The organism is Citrobacter sp. RHBSTW-00029 (assembly GCF_014104295.1).
Classification (GTDB): domain Bacteria; phylum Pseudomonadota; class Gammaproteobacteria; order Enterobacterales; family Enterobacteriaceae; genus Citrobacter; species Citrobacter youngae.
This window is the reverse complement of record NZ_JABXRT010000001.1, coordinates 620798-640814: the sequence shown is the minus strand read 5'-3', so window position 1 is coordinate 640814 and position 20017 is coordinate 620798. Positions and strand designations below refer to the sequence as shown.

The 20017-nt window shown below is 54.2% G+C and carries 22 protein-coding genes; 9 read left to right on the top strand and 13 right to left on the bottom strand.

Going from position 1 to position 20017, the window contains the following annotated elements; translation table 11 throughout:
• The first annotated feature begins 78 nt into the window (after positions 1-78).
• Complete coding sequence (sseA, locus tag HV041_RS03080) at positions 79-930, top strand: 3-mercaptopyruvate sulfurtransferase (protein WP_071697608.1); 852 nt, start codon at positions 79-81, stop codon at positions 928-930.
• Between the two features lie 339 nt (positions 931-1269).
• Positions 1270-1398, top strand: coding sequence for a small toxic inner membrane protein TimP (timP, locus tag HV041_RS24965; RefSeq protein WP_342672938.1), 129 nt, complete (start codon positions 1270-1272; stop codon positions 1396-1398).
• 36 nt (positions 1399-1434) lie between these two features.
• On the opposite strand, the gene sseB is transcribed toward timP, so the two are convergent.
• The 11 genes from sseB to trmJ form a co-directional block, all read right to left on the bottom strand.
• Positions 1435-2211, bottom strand: coding sequence for an enhanced serine sensitivity protein SseB (gene sseB, locus HV041_RS03075; RefSeq protein WP_003037698.1), 777 nt, complete (start codon positions 2209-2211; stop codon positions 1435-1437).
• A 70-nt stretch (positions 2212-2281) separates the two neighbouring features.
• Positions 2282-3565, bottom strand: coding sequence for an aminopeptidase PepB (gene pepB / locus HV041_RS03070; protein WP_121584911.1), 1284 nt, complete (start codon positions 3563-3565; stop codon positions 2282-2284).
• 61 nt (positions 3566-3626) lie between these two features.
• Positions 3627-3827 (bottom strand): Fe-S cluster assembly protein IscX, encoded by a 201-nt coding sequence (gene iscX / locus HV041_RS03065; RefSeq protein WP_003037694.1) that lies wholly within the window; start codon positions 3825-3827, stop codon positions 3627-3629.
• Positions 3828-3838: 11 nt separating this feature from the next.
• Positions 3839-4174, bottom strand: a complete 336-nt coding sequence (gene fdx / locus HV041_RS03060; protein WP_003037690.1) for an ISC system 2Fe-2S type ferredoxin — start codon at positions 4172-4174, stop codon at positions 3839-3841.
• 1 nt (position 4175) lies between these two features.
• A complete protein-coding gene (gene hscA, locus HV041_RS03055) occupies positions 4176-6026 on the bottom strand; it encodes a Fe-S protein assembly chaperone HscA (RefSeq protein WP_115601662.1) in 1851 nt (616 codons plus the stop codon).
• A gap of 15 nt (positions 6027-6041) precedes the next feature.
• Positions 6042-6557, bottom strand: a complete 516-nt coding sequence (gene hscB / locus HV041_RS03050) for a co-chaperone HscB (RefSeq protein WP_003838436.1) — start codon at positions 6555-6557, stop codon at positions 6042-6044.
• A 108-nt stretch (positions 6558-6665) separates the two neighbouring features.
• Positions 6666-6989, bottom strand: a complete 324-nt coding sequence (gene iscA, locus HV041_RS03045; RefSeq protein WP_003037681.1) for an iron-sulfur cluster assembly protein IscA — start codon at positions 6987-6989, stop codon at positions 6666-6668.
• A 20-nt stretch (positions 6990-7009) separates the two neighbouring features.
• Positions 7010-7396: a Fe-S cluster assembly scaffold IscU gene (gene iscU, locus HV041_RS03040; RefSeq protein WP_002913991.1), complete on the bottom strand. Its 387-nt coding sequence runs from the start codon at positions 7394-7396 to the stop codon at positions 7010-7012.
• 25 nt (positions 7397-7421) lie between these two features.
• A complete protein-coding gene (iscS, locus tag HV041_RS03035; RefSeq protein WP_121584912.1) occupies positions 7422-8636 on the bottom strand; it encodes a cysteine desulfurase in 1215 nt (404 codons plus the stop codon).
• A 112-nt stretch (positions 8637-8748) separates the two neighbouring features.
• Positions 8749-9240, bottom strand: coding sequence for a Fe-S cluster assembly transcriptional regulator IscR (gene iscR, locus HV041_RS03030; protein ID WP_003037674.1), 492 nt, complete (start codon positions 9238-9240; stop codon positions 8749-8751).
• 173 nt (positions 9241-9413) lie between these two features.
• Complete coding sequence (trmJ, locus tag HV041_RS03025; RefSeq protein WP_003838431.1) at positions 9414-10145, bottom strand: tRNA (cytosine(32)/uridine(32)-2'-O)-methyltransferase TrmJ; 732 nt, start codon at positions 10143-10145, stop codon at positions 9414-9416.
• Positions 10146-10263: 118 nt separating this feature from the next.
• On the opposite strand from trmJ, the gene suhB reads away from it, so the two are divergent.
• Positions 10264-11067, top strand: coding sequence for an inositol-1-monophosphatase (gene suhB, locus HV041_RS03020; protein WP_003037670.1), 804 nt, complete (start codon positions 10264-10266; stop codon positions 11065-11067).
• Between the two features lie 104 nt (positions 11068-11171).
• Here suhB and HV041_RS03015 read toward each other — a convergent pair whose 3' ends face one another.
• Positions 11172-12152 (bottom strand): nickel/cobalt transporter, encoded by a 981-nt coding sequence (locus tag HV041_RS03015; protein ID WP_121584913.1) that lies wholly within the window; start codon positions 12150-12152, stop codon positions 11172-11174.
• A complete protein-coding gene (locus HV041_RS03010) occupies positions 12143-12781 on the bottom strand; it encodes a DUF1007 family protein (protein WP_016150761.1) in 639 nt (212 codons plus the stop codon). Before HV041_RS03010 ends, HV041_RS03015 begins: the two co-directional genes overlap by 10 nt.
• 420 nt (positions 12782-13201) lie before the next feature.
• On the opposite strand from HV041_RS03010, the gene HV041_RS03005 reads away from it, so the two are divergent.
• From HV041_RS03005 to HV041_RS02980, 6 genes are all read left to right on the top strand, one after another.
• Entirely contained in the window at positions 13202-14185 is a 984-nt protein-coding gene (locus HV041_RS03005) for an autoinducer 2 ABC transporter substrate-binding protein (protein ID WP_003037665.1), read from the top strand.
• 104 nt (positions 14186-14289) lie between these two features.
• Positions 14290-15798 (top strand): sugar ABC transporter ATP-binding protein, encoded by a 1509-nt coding sequence (locus tag HV041_RS03000; protein WP_121584914.1) that lies wholly within the window; start codon positions 14290-14292, stop codon positions 15796-15798.
• On the top strand, positions 15791-16780 hold the full coding sequence (locus tag HV041_RS02995; RefSeq protein WP_115601659.1) for an ABC transporter permease: 990 nt from the start codon (positions 15791-15793) through the stop codon (positions 16778-16780). Before HV041_RS03000 ends, HV041_RS02995 begins: the two co-directional genes overlap by 8 nt.
• 1 nt (position 16781) lies before the next feature.
• Complete coding sequence (locus HV041_RS02990; protein WP_003037658.1) at positions 16782-17735, top strand: ABC transporter permease; 954 nt, start codon at positions 16782-16784, stop codon at positions 17733-17735.
• A 17-nt stretch (positions 17736-17752) separates the two neighbouring features.
• Positions 17753-19390: an FGGY-family carbohydrate kinase gene (locus HV041_RS02985; protein WP_044714639.1), complete on the top strand. Its 1638-nt coding sequence runs from the start codon at positions 17753-17755 to the stop codon at positions 19388-19390.
• Positions 19387-19986 (top strand): SIS domain-containing protein, encoded by a 600-nt coding sequence (locus HV041_RS02980; RefSeq protein ID WP_086523412.1) that lies wholly within the window; start codon positions 19387-19389, stop codon positions 19984-19986. Before HV041_RS02985 ends, HV041_RS02980 begins: the two co-directional genes overlap by 4 nt.
• Positions 19987-20017 lie beyond the last annotated feature (31 nt).

Genomic DNA, 20017 nt, shown 5'->3' with positions numbered 1-20017 from the left:
CAAATCAGCCTGTTTTACTTGTCGCTTTACGGTAAACATCCGACAATTTGCCAAAACCTGGTAAAAATGGAGATGCCTATGACCACCGCCTTCTTTGTCGCTGCCGACTGGCTTGCCGAACACATTGACGACCCGGAAATACAAATTCTTGATGCCCGGATGGCACCTCCAGGACAGGAAGATCGCGATGTTGGCGAGGAGTATCGTGCGGGCCATATTCCTGGCGCAGTCTTTTTTGATATTGAAGCGCTTTCAGATCATACCTCACCGCTACCGCATATGATGCCGCGCCCGGAAGCTTTTGCCGTTGCGATGCGCGAGCTGGGCGTTGATCAAGATAAGCATCTGGTTATCTACGATGACGGTAATCTGTTTTCCGCGCCACGCGCATGGTGGATGCTGCGGACATTTGGCGTCGAAAATGTCTCCATTCTGGCGGGCGGTCTGGCAGGCTGGAAGCGCGATGATCTAATGCTCAAGGAAGGCGATGAGGATTTACCTGAGGGTGAATTTAACGTGGCCTATACGCCTGACGCAGTAGTGCGCGTTACCGATGTACTGCTGGCCAGTCATGAAAAAACGGCGCAGATCGTCGATGCCCGTCCGGCTGCGCGTTTTAATGGCGAAGTTGATGAGCCGCGTCCAGGTCTGAAACGTGGTCATGTGCCGGGTGCGCTTAACGTACCCTGGACAGAGCTGGTTCGTGACGGCGAACTGAAAACCACCGATGAACTGGATGCTATTTTCTTCAGCCACGGCGTGAGCTTTGACCGCCCTATTATTGCCAGTTGCGGCTCCGGCGTAACGGCTGCCGTCGTGGTGCTGGCACTTGCCACGCTGGGCGTTTCTAACGTCGCATTGTATGACGGCGCATGGAGCGAGTGGGGTGCTCGCAACGATTTACCGGTAGAACCATCTGAGGCTAAATAAAATCTGATTTATTCATCTTTTTCGTCCACAAAAAAACCGCTCAAATGAGCGGTTTTTTTGTGCTGGTCCGGTTCGCGGCCTTTCCAGCAGGCTGTGTTGCCATAGCAACGCAGGCACATCGTAGCGAATTAATACTCCCTTTTAAGGGAGAAAAAGTCAAGTTGATTAGCTGCAAAATTATTCAGTATATGAGGTATTATCCTCCGTGGCCCTTTTCGCCGCCTCGCAAGCGGGCACTGGTCTTGGGAAAGGACTTTTCATGGCCGTAAGCGCAGGCACATCGTAGTGCTTGCTATCACGGCATGATCGCCAGTGGTGCTGTCGTGATGCGGTCTTCGCATGGACCGCGCAATGAAGATACGGTACTTCTGTATCGTGCTTGTTGTATCTGGTGCATTGTGTCTTCACGGGGATCGGAGTTACTCAGGTAATTCTGCACGCGTGACGCTCAGCGCCCAGGGCAAGTAAGCCAGGTAGCCGCCTTTCGGGGCGGCTTTCCTTCACTTAGATAATCCGGTTCTGTTTAAAGTCGCGCAGGAAACCGCCCCAGCGACGTTCGTAGAACGGTGCGATGTGCTCAGTGATAAAGTGGCTCACGCCCTTCTCACCTTTCCTCACCTGGCAGATGTCAATGGGTTCATCACCCGGCAGTGTATCGGTCGCGACGCTGCCCGCAGCGTGGATGATCTCTTCAATATCCCCTTCCGCTTCAATACCAATCAGCAGATTCGGCTGGGCTTCCGCGCTTTCTTTGATTGAGCAGAGAAACGCGCGTTTTACCGGCTTAATGGTTTTAAACAGCGTAGTCAGCGAGTCAATCATCTGCGCCGGAGGTTCAGCGACTTCAGAGAGGATCAGCGATTCACCGCCTTCCAGTACTTCCTGGGTGCTGAGCGGATTCCCCTCTTCCCCCATCAGCAGGCTGATTTCACGCGGCATAAATTCTTTGCCGGTCGGCAGTTTCGCGTTGAGAAACAGCGTTTCGCCGAGCGTCATTTCAAACAATGTACGCACTGGCATGACGACAAATGCCTGCTCATCTTCAACCGCCTGCTGCAGAGCTTCCAGGGAGGTGAAGAACGGGATCACGGTGGTGCCGTCTTCTTTTTCCCAGTGCTGAAGATCGAGGGCGCTGTCTTCAACCACCGCCTCGCCTTCTGCGGCAGTACCCGGCACCCAGACGGTAGACTCCAGTAAAGTACGGAAAAATGCCGGACGATGCGCAGGCTCTGTCGCCGCTTGCTCCAGCAGGGTTTCTAATTCGTTTTTTGTTTCAGACATAAGAACCACAAATTGGATGAGTACGTGTAGGCCGAATGCGCAAAACGCTATCCGGCCATACAGTCATAAATTACGCGGTCAGCAGGTTGGCAATCGTGCGCACACCCAGACCGGTTGCGCCCGCAGACCACTGCTCAACCGGCGCTTTGCGATAGGTTGCAGAGCAGTCGATGTGCAGCCAGCCCTGCTGATAGTTTTCCACGAAATGGGACAGGAAGCCCGCCGCAGTGCTGGCACCCGCCGGATAAGCCGCGCTGCCGGTATTATTCAGCTCGGCAAAGTTAGACGGCAGCTGGCTACGGTGGAACTCTGCCAACGGCAGACGCCAGAACGGTTCGTTTTCTTGCGCCGCACTTGCCAGCAGGCGAGCAGCCAGTTGATCATCAAAGCTAAACAGCGCGTGGTAATCGTTGCCCAGTGCCGTTTTCGCCGCGCCAGTCAACGTGGCAGCATCAATGATCAATTCTGGTTTTTGCGCGCTGGCGTCAATCAGGCCATCGGCCAGTACCAGACGTCCTTCGGCATCGGTATTCATTACTTCAACTTTTTTACCGTTGCGATAGTGAATAATATCACCGAGCTTAAAGGCGTTGCCGCTGATCAGGTTATCCGCACAGCACAGGTACAGCTTCACACGCTTGTTCAGGCCACGGGTGATGGCGAACGCCAGCGCGCCGGTCACCGTTGCTGCACCGCCCATATCAGACTTCATCGAGTCCATAAATGCGCTTTGCTTGATGCTGTATCCGCCGGAATCAAAGGTAATTCCCTTGCCAACCAGACAGGCATAAACCGGCGCTTCTTTATCGCCAGTTGGATTGTAATCCAGCGCCAGCAGTACCGGAGGACGTTCAGAGCCACGACCTACGGTATGCAATCCCATGTAGTTCTGCTCGCGCAGATCTTCGCCTTTAGTGATCCGGTAAGAGACGTTATCGCAGGCAACAGAGCACAGCATGTCTACTGCGCGTTGCGCCAGCTGTTCCGGGCCCAGCTCTTCTGCCGGGGCGTTAATGGTATCGCGCACCCAGTCAATAATTTTCAGGCGGTTATCCAGCTCTTTGCGCTGCGCCTCATCCAGAGCGGCCCACTCAACTTTGCGGGTGCCTTTTGGTCCTTTGTAGCCCTGCCAGAACACCCAACTACGTTCGGTATCCCAGCCTTCACCATCCAGTTGGACATGTTTAATACCCAGGCCGTCAATTTTACGGGCGGCGCGCTGGATAAGGCCGAGGTCATCTTTTCCGTTCAGGTGCAGGGTAATACCGTCATTATTAATGCTGTATGTCGCCTTTTCACCCCAGCGGGCATCGGCGGGTTGCGTGGAAAGCGTAATTTTCATGGCTTCTGTCATTTTATTTATCCTTATTTTCGCGCATACAGGAAAACGGGCCGCCCGTGGGCAGCCCGTTGACTTATTCGGCTTCGTCCAGCCAGACCAGCAAAATGGCCTCAAGGATTTTTTCGTTCGATGCCTGTGGATCATCATCGAACTCTTCCAGGTCACAGATCCACTGGTGCAGATCGGTGAAACGAACGGTCTTGGGGTCGAGATCGGGGAACGCGTCGTACAGCGCTTCGCCGATTTCACGGCTATCGGTCCACTTCAGTCCCATACTACCCTCTGTTAATGCTCACGTGCATGATTGATTGTGTAACGTGGGATTTCGACCACTAAATCGTCCTCGGTGACACGTGCCTGACAGCTTAAACGGCTCTCCGGCTCCAGTCCCCAGGCTTTATCCAGCATGTCGTCTTCTTCTTCTGTGCTTTCCGGCAAAGAATCAAAACCTTCACGTACGATGCAGTGGCAGGTTGTGCAGGCACAGGATTTTTCACAGGCGTGTTCAATCTCGATACCGTTACGCAGGGCAACGTCAAGAATGGTTTCGCCGGTCTCAGCTTCCAGAACTGCGCCATCGGGACAGAGATCCTGATGAGGCAAAATAACAATCTTTGGCATATTAAACCTCGTCCACGGAATGGCCTTTCAGCGCGCTACGGACGGATTTGTCCATGCGGCGAGCGGCGAATTCCTGGGTTTGTTTGTCTACGTTTTTAATGGCTTGTTCTATCGCGTCAACATCGTCACCCTGTGCAACCTCGCTCAAGTGCGCGGCGGCGGTGTCGATAGCCTGACGTTCTGCGGCGCTTAACAGCGCGGCATCAGCGTTCAGCGCACCGGATAAACTTTCCAGTACGCGTGCCGCTTCGACTTTCTGTTCTGCAAGCCAACGGGCTTTAACGTCCTGCTCGGCAAAACTCATCGAATCCTGAATCATGGAGGCGATTTCACTGTCGGTCAGACCGTAGGACGGTTTAACCTGAATTGAGGACTCAACGCCGGTGGATTTCTCCATGGCGGTGACGCTCAGCAGACCATCGGCGTCCACCTGGAAGGTCACGCGGATATGCGCGCCGCCTGCTGGCAGCGCCGGAATACCGCGCAGCGCAAAACGCGCCAGTGAACGGCAGTCCTGTACCAGCTCACGCTCGCCTTGCATCACGTGAATGGACATCGCGGTTTGGCCATCTTTAAAGGTGGTAAAGTCCTGCGCGCGCGCCACCGGAATCGTGGTGTTACGTGGGATCACTTTCTCCACCAGACCGCCCATCGTTTCAAGGCCGAGCGACAGCGGGATAACGTCCAGCAGCAGCATTTCGCTGTCCGGTTTATTGCCGACCAGAATATCCGCCTGAATTGCCGCACCAATGGCGACCACTTTATCCGGATCAATAGAGGTCAGCGGCGTACGGCCAAAAAATTCACCAACGCGTTCACGCACCAATGGCACGCGAGTTGAACCACCGACCATCACCACTTCCAGCACATCCTGCGGCTCCACGCCCGCATCTTTCAGCGCGCGACGGCAGGCCAGCAGCGTACGCTTGACCAGTGCGGAAATGAGTTCATTAAAGATTTCACGGGTGATTTCACCCTGCCATCCCGCCACGTTAACTGTTACAGAATCAGCGTCGCTAAGCGCGATTTTCGCTGCAATAGCGGCATCCAGCAGTTCGCGCTGTACGCGGTTATCGCTACGATCGGCAACACCCGCCTGCTCGCGAATGTAATCCGCCAGCAGATGGTCAAAGTCGTCGCCGCCGAGCGCGGAATCACCGCCGGTCGCCAGCACTTCGAATACGCCGCGACTCAGGCGCAGAATAGAAATATCAAAAGTACCGCCGCCAAGATCGTAGACCGCAATCACGCCTTCCTGACCGGAGTCCAGACCATAGGCAATCGCAGCTGCGGTCGGTTCGTTCAGCAGACGTAATACGTGCAGGCCCGCCAGACGCGCGGCGTCTTTGGTCCCCTGACGCTGTGCATCGTCAAAGTAAGCCGGAACGGTGATCACCACGCCGTCCAGTTCGCCGGACAGTGATTCGGTTGCCCGCGCGGCCAGCGCTTTCAAAATATCAGCGGAGACGCGCACCGGATTAAGCAATCCGGCAGCGGTTTCAATCATCGGCAAGCCGTTTTCGCTTGCCTGGAACGTATATGGCAGATGCGGGTAACGCGCCTGGATATCCGCCAGAGAGCGGCCCATCATGCGTTTTACCGAACTGACGGTGTTTGCCGTATCCAGCGCAGCATTGGCGCGGGCATCGTAACCGACAGAATAACCCTGCTGCTGATAGTGAACCACTGACGGCAACAGGTGGCGACCTTCATGATCTGCCAGCGTTTCGGCCTGGCCGCTGCGTACGGTCGCAACCAGGGAGTTGGTGGTGCCTAAATCGATACCTACCGCCAGACGACGCTGGTGCGGCGCGGCGCTCAGACCAGGCTCACTAATTTGTAATAAGGCCATTTTCGCTTCCGGAAATTAAAAATCGAGCAGTTTTTCTTCGAGTTGTTCTGCACTGCTTCGCAGTTTATCGAGAAAACGCAGCTTACGCACGGTATCTGCCGCCGCGTCCCACGTCTCGCTATCCAGCTGTTCCACCATCAATTGATGGCGAACGTTATACATTTCGCTGACGCGCTGCATAAACGCATCTAAACGTTGACTGTCTTTTGCCTGTTCAATTTCGTCCAGCTCTTCGCGCAGCTCCAGCTGTTCCATCAGGAACGCGGTATCGCGCACCGTGTGCTGCTCGCTACGGATGTCAAAGCCGTGTAAAGACAATAAGTATTCGGCGCGCATCAAAGGATGACGCAGCGTTTGCCAGGCCTGATTAATGGTAGCGGACTGCGAAACCGCAGCAAGTTGTTCCGCCTGGGAACCGCTGGCGAATTTATCAGGATGATACTGACGTTGTAGATCCTGAAAACGTAGGCTCAGCGCCTGAGTATCGAGCTGATAACGGGCCGGTAAGCCAAAGAGGGTGAAGTAGTCCATAACATTCTCAGGGCATCGATTCTCTGTTGTTCGATGAGGCAAAACCAGAGAGTCAGGTAAAACAAACCCCACGCGCAGGCGACCACGGTGGGGTTATCAGTAAGCGCGTTACACGTGGAAGCTTTCGCCGCATCCACATTCGTCTTTCACGTTCGGGTTAGTGAACTTAAACCCTTCGTTCAGACCTTCTTTGACGAAGTCTAACTGCGTACCGTCGAGGAATTGCAGGCTCTTACCGTCGACCACAACTTTTACGCCTTTGTCTTCAAACACGGTATCTTCAGCCGCCGGCTCGTCAACAAATTCCAGTACATAGGCCATACCTGAGCAGCCGGAGGTTCTCACGCCCAGACGCAGACCAAACCCTTTACCGCGGTTTGCCAGGAAGGTATTTACACGCGCTGCTGCACTGTCGCTTAAGGTAATCGACATAATAAAACCTCAACTCTTAATTATTTTGCTTCACGTTTGCTTTTGTAATCCGCAATCGCGGCTTTAATCGCGTCTTCAGCCAGAATAGAGCAGTGAATTTTCACCGGTGGCAGTTCAAGCTCGTCGGCGATATCGGTGTTTTTAATCGCCTGTGCTTCGTCCAGAGATTTCCCTTTTACCCATTCGGTAACCAGAGAGCTGGAAGCAATAGCGGAACCGCAGCCGTAAGTCTTGAAACGCGCGTCTTCAATGATACCCTCATTGTTGACTTTGATCTGCAACTTCATCACGTCGCCACAGGCTGGTGCACCCACCATGCCGCTGCCTACGTTCTCGTCGCTGTTGTCAAAAGAACCCACGTTACGTGGATTCTCGTAATGATCGATTACTTTTTCGCTGTAAGCCATGCTGAATTCTCCTTATCGGTACCGATTAGTGATGTGACCATTCAATGCTGTTCAGATCCACGCCCTGTTTGAACATTTCCCACAGCGGAGAAAGGTCACGCAGGCGGCCGATGGAGTTGCGAACCAGATTAATGGCGTAGTCAATCTCTTCTTCGGTAGTGAAACGACCTAAAGAGAAACGAATTGAGCTGTGTGCCAGCTCGTCGGTCATCCCCAGCGCGCGCAGCACGTAGGATGGCTCCAGGCTTGCAGAAGTACATGCAGAACCGGAGGATACCGCCAGATCTTTCAGCGCCATAATCAGCGACTCGCCTTCAACAAAGTTGAAGCTGACGTTGAGAATGTTCGGTGCGCCCTGCTCGAGGTCACCGTTGAGGTACACCTCTTCCATATCTTTCACGCCGTTCCACAGACGGTTACGCAGACTGCGCAGGCGCGCCATCTCGGTTTCCATCTCTGCTTTAGCGATACGGTATGCTTCACCCATGCCGACGATCTGGTGCACAGGCAGCGTACCGGAACGCATGCCGCGCTCGTGACCGCCGCCGTGCATCTGGGCTTCAATACGAATACGCGGTTTACGACGCACGTACAGCGCACCGATACCTTTCGGGCCATAGATTTTGTGACCGGAGAAGGACATCAGGTCCACTTTCAGTTGGCTCAGATCGATAGGCAGTTTGCCCACGCTCTGGGTCGCATCAACGTGATAGATGATGCCGCGTGCGCGGCACATTTCGCCGATAGTCGCGATATCCTGCACCACGCCGATTTCGTTATTCACGTGCATGATGGACACGAGGATGGTGTCGTCACGCATTGCCGCTTCAAGTTCTTTCAGGTCGATAATGCCGTTACGCTGCGGGGCGAGGTAGGTGACTTCGAACCCTTCGCGCTCCAGCTGACGACAGGTGTCCAGCACGGCTTTGTGTTCGGTTTTGCTGGTGATGATGTGCTTGCCTTTTTTCTGATAAAAGTTGGCTGCACCTTTAATCGCCAGGTTATCGGATTCAGTCGCACCGGAAGTAAAGACGATTTCACGCGGGTCAGCGCCCACGAGGTCAGCAATCTGGTTACGGGCGATATCTACCGCCTCTTCAGCCTGCCAGCCGAAACGGTGTGAACGAGACGCTGGGTTACCAAAGTTTCCGTCCAGGGTCAGACACTGCATCATTTTCTCGGCAACACGCGGGTCCACCGGCGTGGTTGCGGAGTAGTCGAGATAGATCGGTAATTTCATTGCTCTATAAACTCCGTACATCGCTTCAATGCAAGGAATCAGGCAACCGGCTGGATGTACGACCGTGTTAACGGGGTGTGTAACACCCCGGCCTGATTCTAAAATACTTTTATTATGCGCGTAACTTAACGTCGATCGCGTCTTGAGCACGATTAGTGCGTGGAGCATCATGGGTATGCTGGCGACCAGACACATCCAGGACTTCCTGATTATTCACCAGTTCGCCCAACGTAATGTTGTTGAGGAAACCGGTCAGACGATCGCTCAGATCGCGCCACAGCGCGTGGGTCAGGCATTTATCGCCGCCCTGACAACCGCCTTTGCCCTGGCAACGGGTCGCATCTACAGACTCGTCCACAGCGCTGATTACTTCACCTACTGCGATGCTGCCGGCATCTTTACCCAGCAGATACCCGCCGCCTGGTCCACGTACGCTGGAAACCAGACCGTTTTTACGCAAACGGGAAAACAGCTGCTCCAGATATGACAGGGAAATTCCCTGACGTTCAGAAATATCAGCCAACGGTACCGGGCCCGTTTCGGAGTTGAGCGCAACGTCCAACATTGCGGTCACGGCATAACGCCCTTTTGATGTCAGTCTCATGTCTTACTTAGCCTCAAACTCGCCCCTGCCCGGGGTTTTTTATTGTAAAATGGGGGTATTGCATAGCAGGGGCAAGTCTGACATTCCCGACTAAATCAGTCAACTATTTACTTGACTAATTTAGTCAGGTATTTAACCTTCAGTGCCATTTTTACTTGCCGGAGGCGTTACGTTTACTTGCCTTTATTCTGTTGCTCAATCGACGCTAAAATCCCGCGCAAAATGTTCAGTTCCTGGCTCTCCGGACGCGCGCGCGTAAACAGACGGCGCAGCTTGTTCATCACCTGTCCCGGATGCCCTTCGCGGATAAACCCGGTCGACAGCAGCGTTTGTTCCAGATGACCGTAAAAACGCTCTAAATCATCGACCAGCGGGTACTCAGCTTCTTCGTATTCTGCGGTCTTCTCGCTTTCCTGCGTCGCCAGCCAGGCCATGCGCACTTCATAAGAGATGACCTGCACCGCCATCGCCAGGTTCAGCGAACTGTATTCCGGGTTCGCAGCAATAGCGACGTGGTAATGGCACTTCTGCAGTTCTTCATTCGTCAGACCAACGCGTTCACGACCAAACACCAGCGCCACCGGCGAATTCGTCGCTTCAGAGACGCTTTTTAAACCGCATTCACGCGGATCCAGCATCGGCCACGGCAGCGTACGAGAGCGCGCGCTGGTGCCTACTACCAGGCTGCAACCTGCCAGCGCTTCATCGAGAGTATCGACGATCTGCGCGCTGCCGATCACATCACTGGCACCTGCCGCCAGAGCGATGGCCTGAGAGTCCGGTTTAACCAGTGGATTTACCAGCCACAGATTGGTTAAACCCATGGTTTTCATTGCGCGGGCTACAGAGCCCATGTTGCCAGTGTGAGAGGTTTCCACCAGCACGATTCGAATATTTTGCAGCATTGTATTTCTTCGGCTAAAGATTATTCGGGCATATTATCATAAAACGAAGACATATTCCGAACTCGCTGCTATACTCTGCGCCGTTTTCCCGTTCTTTAACATCCAGTGAGAGAGACCGATGCATCCGATGCTGACCATCGCCGTGCGCGCAGCGCGCAAGGCGGGTAATGTAATTGCCAAACACTACGAAACCCCAGACTCTGTAGAAACCAGCCAGAAAGGCAGCAATGATTTCGTGACTAACGTCGATAAAGCCGCCGAAGCGATTATTATCGAAACTATTCGCAAATCTTACCCACAGCACACCATCATCACCGAAGAAAGCGGTGAGCACGCAGGTGAAGATCAGGATGTTCAATGGGTTATCGATCCACTGGATGGCACTACCAACTTCGTAAAACGTCTGCCGCACTTCGCAGTATCTATCGCAGTACGCATTAAAGGCCGTACTGAAGTCGCCGTTGTTTACGATCCAATGCGTAACGAACTGTTCACCGCCACTCGCGGCCAGGGCGCACAGCTGAACGGCTATCGTCTGCGTGGCAGCACCGCCCGCGATCTGGACGGCACCATCATCGCCACCGGTTTCCCGTTCAAAGCGAAGCAGCACGCCGCTTCTTACATGAAAATTCTTGGCAAAATGTTTACCGAGTGCGCTGACTTCCGCCGCACAGGTTCTGCTGCGCTGGATCTGGCTTACGTTGCCGCTGCGCGCGTTGACGGTTACTTCGAAATCGGTTTGAAACCCTGGGATTTCGCCGCAGGTGAGCTGATTGCGCGTGAAGCTGGCGCACTGGTTTGCGACTTCACCGGTGGTCATAACTATCTGGCGACCGGCAACATCGTTGCAGGTAACCCCCGCGTTGTTAAAGCCATGCTGGCGAACATGCGTGATGAACTGAGCGACGCGCTGAAACGCTAATCGTTTGATGCCGGATGGCGGCTAGCGCCTTATCCGGCCTACCAGGGGCGTTCCCCGTAGGCCTGATAAGCGAGGCGCCATCAGGCATTCATCCTACAACAGTGCTAAAACGGTCTTATCCCCCGCCCCACCGGCACCGCGCTCATCCACATCACTACCGCAGCAACAATAAGCACCGCACCACCAGCTAACGCCAGCGTCGTCCAGCCAATCTGTCGCCACAGCACCGGCGCTTTATGCCCGCTAATTTTCACCGCCAATGAGCGAAAGCTATGAACCAGCAAAGCCAGTGACGTAATCGTCAAAGAGGTTCCTGCCGCCATCGCCAACGCCGACGCCATACCCCAGCTAAAGACGCCAACCACTTTACTGAACAGCAGCACCATAATTGCGCCAGAGCAGGGACGCATGCCCATAGAGAGAATAATCATCAACCGGGCGCGCCAGTCATCGCCGCTTTGCAGTTGTTCCGGCTTGGGCAAATGCTGATGCCCGCAGCCGCAGCCCTCGTGATGCACATGGTGCGGCGTAAAGGCGGTGAATTTCGGGCGCATCAGCAGCTGGCGCAATTTCTTTAGTGCACGGACACACAATAAAACGCCCAACATGCCAACCAGCGCATAACTTCCTTTCTCCAGCCAGAAACTGCTCATATGCAGCTGTCGGGCAGGCAGTTGCAGCACCGTGAGCACTACAACCACCAGTCCTATTGCCACCAGCCCCTGCAATAGGGAAGACGCCAGCGTCAGCCCAATGCTCGACTTGAGCTTCGACGGATGCGTCGCAAGCCAGGTCGTGATGACGATTTTGCCGTGCCCCGGCCCTAATGCGTGCAATACCCCATATATAAAGCTAAACAACAGCAGAGATCCGCCCGCACGTGTGGGGTTCGCGGCAACCGCTTTCAGCAACCCGCTCATCTGCTGGTTAACGTCACGCTGCCAGACGACACTTTGCATCATTACCTGAGGCCAGGCCTGCCACAACCACAGCCCCCCGCCTGTCGCCAGCAACAAAAAGACCGCCAGTGGCCATAGCGTGAGCCAACGGCGTCTGGCTGCGCGTTGTTGATAAACTACTGACATTGCAGCGTCACCGTCTGTGCAAACTGTTTACCCAACTCCATATCCTCCGGCGGTGCGTCTTCTTTATCCAGCGACTGCGCAAAACTCAACATGTTTTCATTCGGCGTCGGCGTATGCATTGAAATATGGCATTGCTGGCTTATGGTCTGCGAAAGCCGGGCGTCGCTGTCTTTGTCATAGCTCATATCGACGTAGTAGGTCGGATCGAAGGTTGAAATAGTATATTTTTGACCGCTCAGTGGTTGAGCTTCGGCCAGCGGCAGAACGAACGTCAGCACCGCCTGGTGTTCTTCACGCGCCATGCCATATTCCGTCGGTCTGTTTTTAAACTTTACCTTTTTCCCATCGTGCCACACTTCGGTGAAATAGTGCTGCCCGAGAACGTTGGCCATCACTTCCGCCGCCAGTTTTTTCCAAATTTCATCACCAGGTTTAGCATTCCCCGCGTCGTAAAGCAGATCCGCCGACGTGATTTCATCCATCGTCCAGCGCATTTTTAGCGCGACGAACCGATCATTTTCGCTCACAACTTCGGTTTTCAGATGAATAAAGCTGTGGGGATGCGCACCTGCGCCAAAAGACAGGACAGCGAGAAACAACGTCATAAAGATACGTTTAACGCCTTGCATGAGTTCTCCACGATAAAAATCAACACCGCCACAAATAATGATGCCGTATTTGGCGCAAGTGTGCCGAGGATATCATTGAACGAAAAAAAGTTGAGCACCCTTTTCCGGTATCGATTCAGTTCTCAATTTCGATAATTTCTTCTTCGGGAAATTCCACCCAAACACCTTTTCGGCGTCAAATCTTAAGTTAAATGATAAGAAAATGTTAATTAACAGTTTCATTTTAATGTTTTATTAACACTTAATTTGAATGCCTGAATCTAAAATCATGTAAATTTAACCAATTATTAACTACTTTATTTCTATAAATTAACAATAATGGGCATATATCACATTCTACAAACTTATGATTCATTCCCTCTTCCATTCGTTGTTAACTTCACGCCGTGACATGTCCTGCCCCCTACGAAAGGTACAACTATGAAATTCAAACTCGCATTACTCAGTGCAACCCTGGTTTCTGCATGCATGTTGTCCGGCACGTCCTTTGCGGCGGAAAAATATGAAATTGCTGTGGTTGCCAAAGTCACCGGTATTCCCTGGTTTAACCGCATGGAAACCGGTGTTAACGAAGCAGCAAAAAAACTGGATGTGAACGCTTACCAGACCGGTCCGTCTACGCCGGACCCGGCACAGCAGGTCAAAGTAATTGAGGATCTGATCGCCAAAAACGTCAACGCGATCATCGTGGTACCAAACGATGCCAAGGTTCTTGAGCCAGTACTGAAAAAAGCGCGCGATAAAGGCATTGTGGTCCTGACGCACGAATCCCCGGACGAGCAAATCGGTCAGTGGGATATCGAAACCATCGACAGTGAAAAATACGCGCAGGCCAACGTCGATGAGCTAGCAAAAAACATGGGCGGCAAAGGGGGTTATGCCATCTATGTCGGTTCGCTGACGGTCCCATTGCATAACGCGTGGGCGGATTATGCAATTAAGTACCAGAAAGAAAAATATCCGGAAATGTTCGAGGTCACTTCACGTCTGCCGGTTGCGGAAAGCATCGATAAATCCTACGCCACAACGCTGGATCTGATGAAAACCTATCCGCAGATGAAGGGCATTATCGGCTTCGGCTCACTGGGTCCAATTGGTGCGGGTCAGGCTGTGCAGAAAAAACGCGCCAAAGATAAGATCGCCGTTGTCGGGATCGCCATGCCAGCACAGGCTGCGCCTTACCTGATGCGCGGTGATATCAAAAAAGCGCTGCTGTGGGATCCAAAAGATGCGGGCTATGCGCTGGTAACGGTTGCCGATCAGCTGTTGCAGGGCAAAGAAGTCAATGCAGATCTGAGTATCGACGGTTTAGGGAAAGCCGATATCGACACGGAGAAGAAAGTGATCCGCTTTAACAAGATCCTCGAAGTCACCAAAGACAACGCACAATCACTCGGTTTCTAAGGCTTTTGCCAACACCAGGGAAACCATAACGCCGACCGTCTGGTCGGCGCTATCCACCAAACTAACACTCAGCGTCCGTCAGGACGCTCGCAGGGGTATTGTCCATGACAGACACCACCGCATTTATCACTCTTGAGAATATCAGCAAACAATTCCCGGGCGTGCTGGCGCTGGATAACGTGAATCTGACGCTGAGAAAAGGCGAAGTTCACTGTCTGGCGGGTCAAAACGGCTGTGGTAAAAGCACCATTATTAAAGTGATCTCCGGGGTATATCACCCGGAAAAAGGCGCGCAGATTTTACTCGATGGCAAACTGTTCCATCACCTGACGCCGCAGCTCTCTTCCCATTATGGCATTCAGGTTATCTACCAGGACCTGTCGTTGTTCCCCAACTTTAGCGTCGCGGAAAATATTGCGGTTAACCGCTACCTTCCCGGCGGCGATATCTGGGTGCGTCGCGGAGCCATGAAACAGCAGGCGCTGGCCGCCATGAAGCGTATCGGGGTGAATATCGATCCCGATAAAAAAGTTGAAAAACTCTCGATTGCCGACCGACAGCTGGTCGCTATTTGCCGGGCGATTGCCGCCGATGCGCGTCTGGTGATTATGGATGAACCCACCGCATCGCTAACCCGTCAGGAGGTCAATGGCCTGCTGAAGGTGGTTAACGAACTGAAAGCGGCCGGCATTTGCGTGGTGTTTGTCAGCCATCGTCTGGATGAAGTGATGGAAGTGGCAGACCGCATCAGCGTGATGCGCGACGGCAAACTGGTGGGCACATATCCTGCCAGCGAACTGGACAGTCACGAGCTGGCTTTCCTGATGACCGGACAACGCTTCCACTACAGCCCGCTGCCGGAGAAATCATTCGACGATCGAGAGCCCCTGCTGGAGCTGCGCAACCTCAGCCGCAGAGGCAAATACCAGAACATTAATCTGTCGCTACACGGCGGCGAGATTGTCTCAATTGTCGGCCTGTTGGGCGCCGGGCGTACCGAGCTTTGTTTGAGCCTGTTTGGCATGACACACCCGGAAAGCGGCGAGATGCGTATTAACGGTCAGCCGGTCACGCTTCGTAATAACCACGACGCCATTAAGCACGGGATCGGCTACGTCTCAGAAGATCGCCTGACGCAGGGGCTGATCATGGAGCAGTCGATCTACGACAACACCATCGTCACGGTCTTTGATCAGCTGCATACCGGCAGCGGCCTGCTCGATCACCATAAAGCGCAAAAGCTGGTCGCCGATTTGATCCGCGAACTGAATATCAAAGTGTCCGATCCGCACCTGCCGGTCAAAACGCTTTCCGGCGGCAATGCCCAGCGCATCGCCATTGCCAAATGGGTGGCGACGAATCCCCGCATTCTGATCCTCGACTCGCCTACCGTCGGCGTGGATATCGCCAACAAAGAGGGCATTTATCAGATCGCCCGCGATCTGGCGGAACAAGGTATGGCGGTGCTGATGATTTGCGATGAAATTCCGGAAGCGTATTACAACAGCCACCGCGTGCTGGTAATGCGTCGCGGCAAGCTGGTGGCGGAATTTAATCCTCATCACTGCCGTGAAGAGGAGATTGCTGAAGTGGTCGAGGTAATCAATGAATAAGATGCATCTGTCCCGTTTAATCGGGCAACATGAATTCTGGCTGGGCCTGCTGGTCGTGGCGCTGGCGGTTGGGCTGAGCATCAGCACCGACGAGTTCTTGTCTTTGGGGAACCTGACGGATGTGGCCACCAGCTACGCGATTCTCGGCATCCTTGCCTGTGGGCTGTTTGTGGTGCTGATTTCCGGCGGGATCGATATCTCATTTCCGGCGATGACCGCGATTGCCCAGTATGCGATGGCCAGTTGGGTGATCGGCCACGGCGGCAACTTCGCACTGGCATTAACCATTGCGATTGCAGTGGGCCTGCTGCTTGGACTGATTAATGGCTTCCTGGTCTACTGGCTGCGCGTTCCGGCAATCATCATTACCATCGCCACGCTGAACGTCTACTACGGCCTTCTGGTTTACGCCACCAAAGGCACCTGGCTGTACGGTTTCCCTGACTGGTTTATGAACGGCATTAACTGGTTCTCCTTCACCGCGGCAGATGGCTACGACTACGGCCTGACCCTGCCCCTGCTGTGCCTGGCGGCGGTGATCGTCTTTACCGCAGTGCTGATGAACTATACCCGTCTTGGCCGTCAGGTTTACGCCATGGGCGGCAACCGCGACGCGGCCTCACGCCTGGGGCTGAATCTGCTGAAGCTGCATTTCTACGTGTATGGCTATATGGGCATTCTGGCAGGTGTTGCGGCCGTGGTTCAGGCGCAAATCACCCAGTCAGTTGCACCCAATTCGCTGCTCGGCTTTGAGCTGACGGTGCTGGCGGCGGTCGTGCTCGGCGGAACCAGCATGAGCGGCGGGCGCGGTACGTTGACCGGAACCCTGCTCGGCGTTGTCTTGCTCGCCTTCTTACAAAATGGTCTGACGCTACTCAGCGTCTCCTCTTACTGGCACACCGTATTCAGCGGCGCCATTATCCTGGTCAGCATCAGTGCCACGGCCTGGAACGAAAAACGCAAACTGGCAAGGGAGCTTTGAGATGAAAACAATCGCCAGATTTTTACCCGGTGATGCCATCATTCGTCTGCAATGCGTCATTATTGTGGTCGTCGCCCTGGTTTTCTCAGCCCTGCTCGGCAGCCGTTTTTTTAGCGTCGCTAACTTCCAGTCGATAGGCTCACAGTTACCGATCCTCGGCATGCTGGCCCTCGGGATGGGTATGACCATGCTGACCGGCGGCATTAACCTGTCAATTATTGCCGGGGCGAACGCCTGCTCGCTGGTAATGGCAGCGATTATCGTTACCCATCCGGATAACCCGCTGTTTCTGGTGCTGGCGCTGCTGGCAGGTGCAGCCGTGGCGGTGGCTATCGGTACGCTCAACGGCGCGCTGATTGCCTGGGTCGGCGTCTCACCGATTCTCGCTACCCTCGGCACGATGACACTTATCTCCGGGCTGAATATTCTGCTCTCCAACGGGACGGTGATTTCGGGTTTCCCGACCGCCATTCAGTACCTTGGCAACGCCACGATTGCGGGTATTCCGGTGGCGCTGTTGCTCTTTTTCCTGGTGGCAATCCTGCTATGGGTACTGCTGGAGCACACCACGCTGGGGCGCAGTCTTTATCTCGTTGGCTCCAATGAACAGGCTACCCGCTACAGTGGTGTTAATACCGTACGGGTACAAATTTCCGTGTACGTGATTTCAGCCCTGCTCGGCTGGGTCGCCGCCATTTTGATGATGGCGAAATTCAACTCGGCAAAAGCCGGATACGGTGAGTCCTACCTGCTGGTCACCATCCTTGCCTCCGTACTCGGCGGCATCAATCCGGATGGCGGCTTCGGACGCATTATCGGCCTGGTACTGGCGCTGATTGTGCTGCAAATGCTGGAAAGCGGCCTTAACTTGCTGGGGGTCAGCAGCTATCTGACGATGGCGCTGTGGGGCGCGGTGCTGATCCTCTTTATCGCATTACAGAATCGTAAAGCCTGATTTCAGGAGAAAAAATTATGGCAAGTTACTTTATTGGTGTGGATGTCGGAACCGGAAGCGCACGTGCTGGCGTGTTTGATCTCAACGGCAGAATGGTCGGCCAGGCCAGTCGGGCCATCGAGATTTACCGCCCGCAGGCCGATTTTGTTGAGCAGTCTTCCGATAACATCTGGCAGGCAGTGTGTAACGCGGTTCGCGATGCGATTAACCAGTCAGATATCAACCCTATCCAGGTGAAAGGTCTGGGCTTTGACGCGACCTGTTCACTGGTGGTGCTGGATAAAGAAGGTAAACCACTGACCATCAGTCCGTCCGGGCGCAGCGAACAGAATATCATTGTGTGGATGGATCACCGCGCCATTACTCAGGCTGAGCGCATTAACGCCCTGCATCATCGGGTGCTGGACTACGTTGGCGGTATTATCTCCCCGGAAATGCAAACGCCCAAACTGCTGTGGTTGAAGCAACATATGCCCAACACCTGGGCCAATGCGGGATACTACTTTGACCTGCCCGATTTCCTGACCTGGCGCGCAACGGGCGATGACACGCGCTCACTGTGCTCGACGGTGTGTAAATGGACCTATATGGGCCATGAAGACAAATGGGATGACAGCTATTTCCGCCAGATTGGGCTGGAAGACTTGCTGGAACATGATGCTGCCAAAATTGGTCGCTACGTGAAAACCATGGGCGAACCGCTCGGTCATGGTCTTTCTGCGCGCGCCGCCAGCGAAATGGGGCTGATTCCGGGGACCGCTGTCAGCGTCTCGATCATCGATGCCCACGCCGGTACGCTCGGCACGCTCGGCGCGAGCGGTGTTTCCGGCGAGGTGGCGGATTTTGACCGCCGCGTCGCGCTGATTGGCGGCACCTCTACCGGACACATGGCGATTTCCAAAGAGCCGCGTTTTATCGGCGGCGTTTGGGGTCCTTACTACTCAGCAGTGCTGCCAGAATACTGGCTTAACGAAGGTGGACAGTCGGCAACCGGGGCGTTAATCGACCACGTTATTCAGTCGCATCCTTGTTACGAAACCTTGTTGACCCAGGCGAAATCTCAAGGGCAGACCATTTATGAAGTGCTGAATGCGCTGCTGCGTAAAATGGCCGGTGAGCCGGAAGATATCGCATTTTTAACCCGTGACATGCACATCCTGCCCTATTTCCACGGCAACCGTTCACCTCGCGCCAACCCAACGCTCACAGGCGCTATCACCGGACTGAAGCTGTCGCGCACGCCGGAAGATATGGCGTTACAGTACCTCGCGACCATCCAGGCCATTGCGCTGGGAACGCGGCATATCATTGAAACGATGAATCAAAGCGGCTACACCATCGATACCATTATGGCCAGCGGCGGCGGGACGAAAAATCCGATCTTCGTTCAGGAGCATGCCAACGCCACCGGCTGTGCGATGCTGCTGCCTGAAGAGAGCGAAGCCATGCTGCTGGGCGGCGCCATGATGGGAACTATCGCCGCGGGCGTGTTCGATACCTTCCCGGAAGCAATGTCGGCGATGAGCCGGATAGGTAAAACGGTCACCCCGCAGACCAATCGCATTAAGCAGTATTACGATCGCAAATATCGGGTATTCCACGAGATGTATCAGGATCATATGAAATACCGCCAGTTGATGCAGGAGGACGCATGAGTAACTCCTGGTCTCAGGCCAGCGGCGTATTCCAGCTCTATAGCGATGCCCTGGCGGGTCTGGGGCAGCATCTGACTGAACCTGTCTGGCAGTCGCTGATGGCGGAGCTGCGCGGTTGTCAGGGCAAAGTCGTCGTGACCGGCGTCGGTACATCCGGTATTGCGGCGCGTAAAGTCGCACATATGCTTGCCTGCGTGGAACGTCCGGCGATTTACCTCAACGCGACGGATGCAGCGCATGGCGATCTCGGTTTTTTACGCGCCGACGACCTGGTGATTATGCTGTCGCGCGGGGGTAATTCGGACGAACTCACCCGGCTGCTGCCCGGACTGGCTGCGAGGAATGTGCCCATCCTGAGCGTGACTGAAAACGCGGATTCGGCCATCGCTAAAGCATCGAGGCTGGTGATTTCTACCGGCGTTCAGCGAGAGGCCGACCCGCTGAACATGTTAGCCACTACCTCAATTTTACTGGTGCTGGCTATCTTTGACGCCGCCTGCGCCTGTCTGATGAGCGAAAGCGGCTACTCAAAGGAAACGCTGCTGGCGGTACATCCGGGCGGCGATGTGGGATTAACGCTGAGTCGTGAGCAGTAACGCCAGACAACTGTTACGGAGGTAATGAATC